Source organism: Microcystis sp. M53598_WE2 (assembly GCF_030067735.1).
GTDB lineage: Bacteria > Cyanobacteriota > Cyanobacteriia > Cyanobacteriales > Microcystaceae > Microcystis > Microcystis aeruginosa.
The window spans coordinates 1-6,139 of the sequence record NZ_JASJFE010001023.1 but is presented as its reverse complement, the minus strand read 5'-3'; the positions used below and the strand labels follow the sequence as shown (position 1 = coordinate 6,139).

General features: G+C 43.5%; 10 protein-coding genes. 3 read left to right on the top strand and 7 right to left on the bottom strand.

What is annotated here, in order from left to right:
* Positions 1 to 233: 233 nt before the first annotated feature.
* Positions 234 to 350 (bottom strand): photosystem II reaction center protein I, encoded by a 117-nt coding sequence (locus tag PX636_RS21080; RefSeq protein WP_002732356.1) that lies wholly within the window; start codon positions 348 to 350, stop codon positions 234 to 236.
* Positions 351 to 533: 183 nt separating this feature from the next.
* Here PX636_RS21080 and rsmI point away from each other — a divergent pair, with 183 nt between their 5' ends.
* Entirely contained in the window at positions 534 to 1,373 is an 840-nt protein-coding gene (gene rsmI, locus PX636_RS21075; RefSeq protein WP_012267542.1) for a 16S rRNA (cytidine(1402)-2'-O)-methyltransferase, read from the top strand.
* Positions 1,374 to 1,409: 36 nt separating this feature from the next.
* On the opposite strand, the gene PX636_RS21070 is transcribed toward rsmI, so the two are convergent.
* From PX636_RS21070 to PX636_RS21050, 5 genes are all read right to left on the bottom strand, one after another.
* Positions 1,410 to 2,579: an LptF/LptG family permease gene (locus PX636_RS21070; RefSeq protein ID WP_012267543.1), complete on the bottom strand. Its 1,170-nt coding sequence runs from the start codon at positions 2,577 to 2,579 to the stop codon at positions 1,410 to 1,412.
* Positions 2,580 to 2,610: 31 nt separating this feature from the next.
* On the bottom strand, positions 2,611 to 3,339 hold the full coding sequence (lptB, locus tag PX636_RS21065) for an LPS export ABC transporter ATP-binding protein (RefSeq protein WP_002797884.1): 729 nt from the start codon (positions 3,337 to 3,339) through the stop codon (positions 2,611 to 2,613).
* A 175-nt stretch (positions 3,340 to 3,514) separates the two neighbouring features.
* Positions 3,515 to 4,015, bottom strand: coding sequence for an LptA/OstA family protein (locus tag PX636_RS21060; RefSeq protein ID WP_002760791.1), 501 nt, complete (start codon positions 4,013 to 4,015; stop codon positions 3,515 to 3,517).
* Between the two features lie 49 nt (positions 4,016 to 4,064).
* The gene (locus PX636_RS21055; protein ID WP_002795924.1) at positions 4,065 to 4,490 is read right to left on the bottom strand and encodes a DUF309 domain-containing protein; all 426 of its coding nucleotides are present in this window, start codon (positions 4,488 to 4,490) and stop codon (positions 4,065 to 4,067) included.
* 9 nt (positions 4,491 to 4,499) lie between these two features.
* Positions 4,500 to 4,859 carry a ferredoxin thioredoxin reductase catalytic beta subunit gene (locus tag PX636_RS21050; RefSeq protein ID WP_002760795.1) on the bottom strand — a complete coding sequence of 120 codons (360 nt, stop codon included), beginning with the start codon at positions 4,857 to 4,859 and terminating at the stop codon, positions 4,500 to 4,502.
* A 255-nt stretch (positions 4,860 to 5,114) separates the two neighbouring features.
* Here PX636_RS21050 and PX636_RS21045 point away from each other — a divergent pair, with 255 nt between their 5' ends.
* Positions 5,115 to 5,414 carry a DUF1816 domain-containing protein gene (locus PX636_RS21045; RefSeq protein ID WP_002795926.1) on the top strand — a complete coding sequence of 100 codons (300 nt, stop codon included), beginning with the start codon at positions 5,115 to 5,117 and terminating at the stop codon, positions 5,412 to 5,414.
* Positions 5,383 to 6,030, top strand: a complete 648-nt coding sequence (locus tag PX636_RS21040; RefSeq protein ID WP_002795927.1) for a ComF family protein — start codon at positions 5,383 to 5,385, stop codon at positions 6,028 to 6,030. The genes PX636_RS21045 and PX636_RS21040 overlap by 32 nt, the downstream gene beginning before the upstream one ends.
* 42 nt (positions 6,031 to 6,072) lie before the next feature.
* Here PX636_RS21040 and psbX read toward each other — a convergent pair whose 3' ends face one another.
* On the bottom strand, positions 6,073 to 6,135 hold the full coding sequence (gene psbX / locus PX636_RS21035) for a photosystem II reaction center protein PsbX (protein WP_502882911.1): 63 nt from the start codon (positions 6,133 to 6,135) through the stop codon (positions 6,073 to 6,075).
* Positions 6,136 to 6,139 lie beyond the last annotated feature (4 nt).

The following is a 6,139-nucleotide window of genomic DNA, read 5'->3' as shown; positions in this document are numbered from 1 at the left end:
GGCCAAGCTTTTCTGGTCGGAACCCCCTAAGCCGAGTTTTCAAGGTGCTGCGCCGTCCACTTGGTTTTCGAGACTGGCCTTTTAATTCTAACGTAAAGCCAACCTAGAACGGCGGGGTTTCAGACCCAAAATTTCCGATGATACTACCATGATCATTATTTCTAGGGAGACAGGGAAAGTTTAATAACTTGTTCCCTGTGTCTCTACCCTAGAACCAGTTTGATAATTGTCTTCTACTCAAAGTCTTTGCGTCCGGGGTTACGGGTAGGATCGCCGGAAAGGAAGCCAAAGATAAAAAGTAAGACAAAGAAGGAAACAACGATATAAACGGCGATTTTTAGGGTTAACATTACTAAGACGTTCTCCTTAGACTAGATTAATTCAATAACAGGGGTGAGCATACCTTGACCTACTTTACCCTATTTGAGTGATCCCTGAACAGAGAAAAGTGATCAGTCTTCAGTTATCAGCCTACTGTTTACTGTTTACTGATCACTTAAAATACAACTAAATAGCCTATTTTTAGCCAATTTATGAATAATCTCGGTAAATTATATGTGGTGGGAACGCCGATCGGCAATTTAGACGATCTGACTTTCCGGTCCCTGGCAACTCTCAAAAAAGTCACTCTAATTGCTGCCGAAGATACCAGACACACGGGCAAATTATTGCAGCATTTTGATATTCTGACCCCTCAAATTAGTTACCACGAACATAATCGTCTTTCCCGTCTCGATGAGTTATTAAATATTCTCAGCCAAGGTCAGGATATCGCCTTGGTTACTGATGCGGGAATGCCGGGGATTTCTGATCCGGGTTATGAGTTAATTAAAGCTTGTATAGAAGCTCAGATCGAAGTGGTTCCCATCCCCGGAGTAACGGCGGTAATTACTGCTTTAGCGGTGTCGGGATTACCCACGGAAAGATTCTGTTTTGAAGGATTTCTTCCGGGTAAGGAAAAGCTGAGACAAGAACACTTAGAGAGTTTAAAAACTGAAACGAGAACGATGGTTTTTTATGAAGCACCTCACAAACTTATTAAGACTTTGGAGGATTTACGAGAAACTTTCGGACCAACGAGAAAGATAGTTTTAGGTCGGGAATTAACCAAGCTTTACGAAGAAATTTGGCGAGGAACTGTCGCCGAGGCGATTAATTTATATCGAGAGAATAAAACTCCTAAAGGGGAATTTACTATCGTAGTTATGGGCAACAATCGGTTCGATACTATCCAATTATCCGACGAGGAATTAAAACGGGAATTAAAACAAATTATCGAAGGAGGAGTTAATCGATCGCAAGCCAGCAGACAATTAGCACAGGTTACTAATTTATCCCGCAGTCGTTTATATAAATTAGCCTTAGAAATTTGATGATTATCAATTTTTATTCCCACCGCTAACCCTCGATTATTTAGCCGATTGAAGTAACAAAATTCCCCCGGCAGTTAATCCTAAAATATTGGGCAACCAAGCGGCCATCAAGGGGGTTAAAACTCCGCCAATGCCTAAGGAACTGGTGACAAAAGATAGGAGATAATAGGAGAAAATTAGGACAATACAAATACCGAAACTGGTGGCTTTGTTAGAATTTTGGGGACGTAATCCCAAGGCTGCCCCAATCATCCCAAAAACTAAACAAACAAAGGGTAAAGATATTTTCTGCTCGATTTGAACCTGTAGTTTTCTAATTTTGGTGGGATTGCCGCTTAATTGCAGTATTTCTAGGTATTCCCGCGCTTGTCTCAGGGTCATTTCCGAACCATCTCGCGCCCGAAAAGCTAAATCTAAAGGGGTACGCGGTAGGGCTAATTGTTGATGTTGAAAGCGGACAATATTACGATAGGAACCCTTAGGATCAATTAGATAAATTGTGCCGTTATAAAAATCCCAAATATTTTTTTCAATATTCCAAGAAGCTGATTCTGAGGTAATAATTTGATTAACTTCCGGCTGGGTGCGATCGAGAATGGTTAAACCTAGCATCTCTTGACCGTTAAATCTTTCGGCATAAAATAACCTTCTTAATACCGTTTGGGGTTCCCCTCCATCCGGTTGCCGCACTTTGCCGTATTCAGGATAAATAATATTATCTTCAATAAAAGATTTGCGATTTGGTCGCAGAGCTTTCGTCATGGTAGCATTAGCTTCATAACTGGCAGCCGGAGCCACATAATCATTAAAAACGTAGGTTAATCCCGTCACTATTAAACTTAGCACAATGGCGGGAATTATTAGGCGATAAACACTAATTCCAATACTTTTCAAAGCAATTAATTCGCTATCACTGGCTAAACGACTGTAGGCCATTAAAGCCGCTAAAAGTATCGACATCGGAAAGGCTAAAACGATAAACTCTGGCATTTTTAATAAGAGAATTTTTAAGGCCAAAGTAAAAGGTAAACCCGATTCAGTAATCCGTCGCACTAAATCAAATAGAGTACCGATCGCCACTCCCAAAGAAGTGAATAAACCCATACCAAATAAAAAGGGCAATAATAACTCGACAAAAATATAGCGGTCTAAGATGCTAAATCCGGGTATTCTACTTAAATTTCCTTGCCAATTGCCAACTTTCATGATATAATGCAGCGATTTTTATTAATAACAATTATCTGAAAAAATTATCACCCAAATAATACTGACGCACCAGAGGATTATTATAAAGTTCTTCGCCACTTCCCGCCGCTAAAATCTGCCCTTCGCGCATAATATAAGCCCGATTAGTGATAGCCAAAGTTTCTCGCACATTGTGATCAGTAATTAAAATTCCCATCTGACGATCCCTTAAACCAGCAATCATCGCTTGAATCTCGGACACGGCGATCGGATCCACCCCCGCGAAAGGTTCATCTAATAATAAAAATCTCGGTCCGTTGACTCCCACCGCTAAAGCGCGAGCTAATTCTGTCCTCCTTCTTTCTCCTCCGGAAACGTAGGCTCCTTTAGTGCGAACAATCTTATCGAGGCGAAATTCTTTTAATAAATCATAGAGACGATTTGCCCGTTGGGAAAAGGGAACCCCCGACTGTTCTAGGGCTAACTGAATATTTTCTGATACAGTTAAATAACGAAAAATACTGGCCTGCTGCGTCAGATAGCCAATACCCAGACGCGCCCTCTGATTAAGGGGTAATTTGGTAATTTCTTTTTGATCGAGCCAAACGCGCCCTTGATTCGGTTTAATTAATCCCGTGGCGATATAAAAAGTTGTCGTTTTCCCCGCACCATTTGGTCCCAATAACCCGACAATTTCCCCCGGGGCAACAGTAATACTCACCCGGTTAACCACGAGCCTTTTACCGTAGGATTTATGGATATTTTCTAATACTAAAGTCATCTTTATCCGGTGTTGGGTGTTGGGGAAGTGGGGAAGTGGGGGGGTGGGGTGTAGGGTGTAGGGTGTGGGGTGTGGGGTGTAGGGTGTGGGGTGTGGGGTGTGGGGTGTAGGGTGTAGGGTGTGGGAAGAATAACTAAAAATAATCTCCTGACTCCTGACTCCTGACTCCTGACTATCACTGCGGGTTAATCATTGGGGCAGCGGGGAGGGAAGGGGAAGGTATGGGTGCGGGTGTCGGAGAAGCAGCCGGTTGGGGGGAAGTTTCGTTATCTTGGACTAAATAAATTGACTCCACCTGCTGACTGGTTTGGGGAGTAGCGATAAATCTGCCCTCATCGACAAGATAAGTCATCGTTTCGGCGCGGATACTGTTGCCTTCCTGCAAAACGTAAACGTTACCCGTCATCACTAAACGACGTTCGCGGCTAAAATACTGAGCTTGAGCAGAAGTGGCCTGCATTTTGCGGGCGGGATAGAACACTTGTACGTTACCCCTCGCAGTAATTACCCCCGTTTTTGAGTTCGCCTCCTGAATATCCGATCGCACTGTCATGGCATTACCTGGTACAATGTTCTGCTGTGCTTTGACTAGGGGAGAATTGCCCAATCCCATGATTAAGCCAGCAGAAACGAGGGCAACTAGCCATCCTCTGATTTTTGCGTATCTTGCTCTCATAGAAATGTCACCTATAGACGTAATTGTATTGACTAACTAATCTAGCTTTTTAGAGAACGGGTTGACTTTTGAGGATTTTCGGCAGAGAACAGATAGATCGATCGAGGTGGGGATGAGGATGTTCCTGATTGCTTTTCATCGCTTCTAGCACTGCCGGTAATGCTTGGGGATCGAGATTCTGTAAAAAGTTTAATAGATCCAAACTCTCCCCAACCAAGTGCGTCACGTTGATCCCCTCGTAATCGGGTTGATAGTGTTGCAAACGTCTAACCCCTTCTCCCAAAAGGATTACCGCTCCGCGCCAGTTATTATTTTCCAGATGGTAACAAGCGACAGCAATCTGCAAAATGCCTTGATAAAAGGTTTTTTCAGGCTCTGCGGACTCCATCCACAAAGCCTCCAGGGTATCATGACAAGCATAGAATTGCTGGCGATTAAATTCGTCGATTCCTTGGCCAAAAGCGGTGGCTGTCATTACCCTAAACTAATGCCCCTTCATCGATTCGCGGACTTCTTGGATATAGTCGAGGGAAATTATCTGTTCTTCCCCAGCAAACTCGTTATCGGGGGTAATAAATAGCATACAGTGACATTCTTTCCGTTCCCGCATCGGTACACAGGGACAATTCCAGAAAGTATTTTTTACCTCCGCTTCTTTGTCTTCGTAGTGACGACAGGGACATAAAGGAGCGCCTAATTCGTCCTTATGACGCGCTAATCCCTCAATTACTACGGCTGTCACCGAGAGATCGCTACAGAAATAAGTATTTGTACGTCTAGCGTACTGTTCGGCAAAATTCTTCATCGCCTCAAGACTCTTATCCGTGTCTGTGATCTGGCTCATAGTTATCTGATCTCCCTAGCTTTCTACAAAAAAACTTTTTACTATCCTATCTCGATCCGCTTCCCCTTGGCTGAGGGGAATTTTTAGAATCTCTTTTGATTTTGCGACCGCTCCCCTTGTTAATCTAATACGATAAAAAGACTCCCTTTGGCCAAAAGCTCGATTTTTTGGCCAGCAAATGGGAATTATGGGGGCAAAGTTCCTCAAAACCTGTCCTTGATTCCCGCAATCTCTGTCCCCTATCACTACCAGAACATGATTTTATCTTTCTTGGAGACAAATAAAATTTCTGACGATAATACACCTTGGTGGCTGAAAATTACCTCCCTTTCCCCCCACTGTATTTACTATTTTGGTCCCTTTGCTTCTTTTGAGGAAGCACAACAGCATCAGGGGGGTTATCTACAAGATATAGAGTCCGAAGGAGCGCAAGGAATTAGTCTTTCGATCGAGCGGAGTAATCCCCATTATTTGACCGTTTTTGACGATGGAAATCAGGATCTAGCTAAAACTTTGACTTCCCATGCTCGAACCTTTTCTCGCTTTATTTCTTAAGTCTCCCTGTCCTCTTTGTCAACGGCAGAGCGAGCGAGAGCTTTGCCGTGATTGTGGGCGACAATTACAGTCCTATCGTCAGAATAACCCGCTTTTTCTCTGGCGTGGTTCTATTCCCCTGTTTATCTGGGGACGCTATGAAGGTAAATTAAAACAGGCGATCGCTAAAATGAAATATGATCGCCATCCCGCTCTCGGCTCTTTGCTAGGCAGTTGCATGGGGGAAACTTGGCTCCTTCGTCCTCCCCTCACCGATAAACGTTTGACGGTGATTCCTATCCCTCTCCACCCAGAAAGGTTAAAGGAAAGGGGTTTTAATCAAGCAGAAGTCATTGGCGAGGGTTTTTGCCGTTTAACCGGTTATCCTCTGGCTAGTCGCGGATTAATTCGGATTAAGAACACGGCAGCTTTATTTAGTCTGGCAGCCGAGGAAAGAAAAAAGACGATGCAAGCGGCTTTTCAACTGGGGAAAAATTTACCGAAATCAGTGCCGATTCTCTTAATTGATGATATTTATACCACGGGAACCACGATTGAGGAGGCTGTGCAGGTTTTACAAACAGAGGGGTATCGGGTAGTCGGTGCGATCGCTCTTGCTAGTTCCAAAATTAGCTAAAATGCCCAGACGGAATCGGTCTAGGCATTTTAGGATTTTAAATTAAGTCCGTTTGATCTTGTCGTATTGACTGATGAAAATCAAACCGATAGTAGCAGGGATCAGGACG

Bases quoted from the DNA above. Each gene is read 5' to 3' on its own strand.
- PX636_RS21080 (WP_002732356.1), bottom strand. From the start codon at position 350: ATGTTAACCCTAAAAATCGCCGTTTATATCGTTGTTTCCTTCTTTGTC.
- rsmI (WP_012267542.1), top strand. From the start codon at position 534: ATGAATAATCTCGGTAAATTATATGTGGTGGGAACGCCGATCGGCAAT.
- PX636_RS21070 (WP_012267543.1), bottom strand. From the start codon at position 2,579: ATGAAAGTTGGCAATTGGCAAGGAAATTTAAGTAGAATACCCGGATTT.
- lptB (WP_002797884.1), bottom strand. From the start codon at position 3,339: ATGACTTTAGTATTAGAAAATATCCATAAATCCTACGGTAAAAGGCTC.
- PX636_RS21060 (WP_002760791.1), bottom strand. From the start codon at position 4,015: ATGAGAGCAAGATACGCAAAAATCAGAGGATGGCTAGTTGCCCTCGTT.
- PX636_RS21055 (WP_002795924.1), bottom strand. From the start codon at position 4,490: ATGACAGCCACCGCTTTTGGCCAAGGAATCGACGAATTTAATCGCCAG.
- PX636_RS21050 (WP_002760795.1), bottom strand. From the start codon at position 4,859: ATGAGCCAGATCACAGACACGGATAAGAGTCTTGAGGCGATGAAGAAT.
- PX636_RS21045 (WP_002795926.1), top strand. From the start codon at position 5,115: ATGATTTTATCTTTCTTGGAGACAAATAAAATTTCTGACGATAATACA.
- PX636_RS21040 (WP_002795927.1), top strand. From the start codon at position 5,383: ATGCTCGAACCTTTTCTCGCTTTATTTCTTAAGTCTCCCTGTCCTCTT.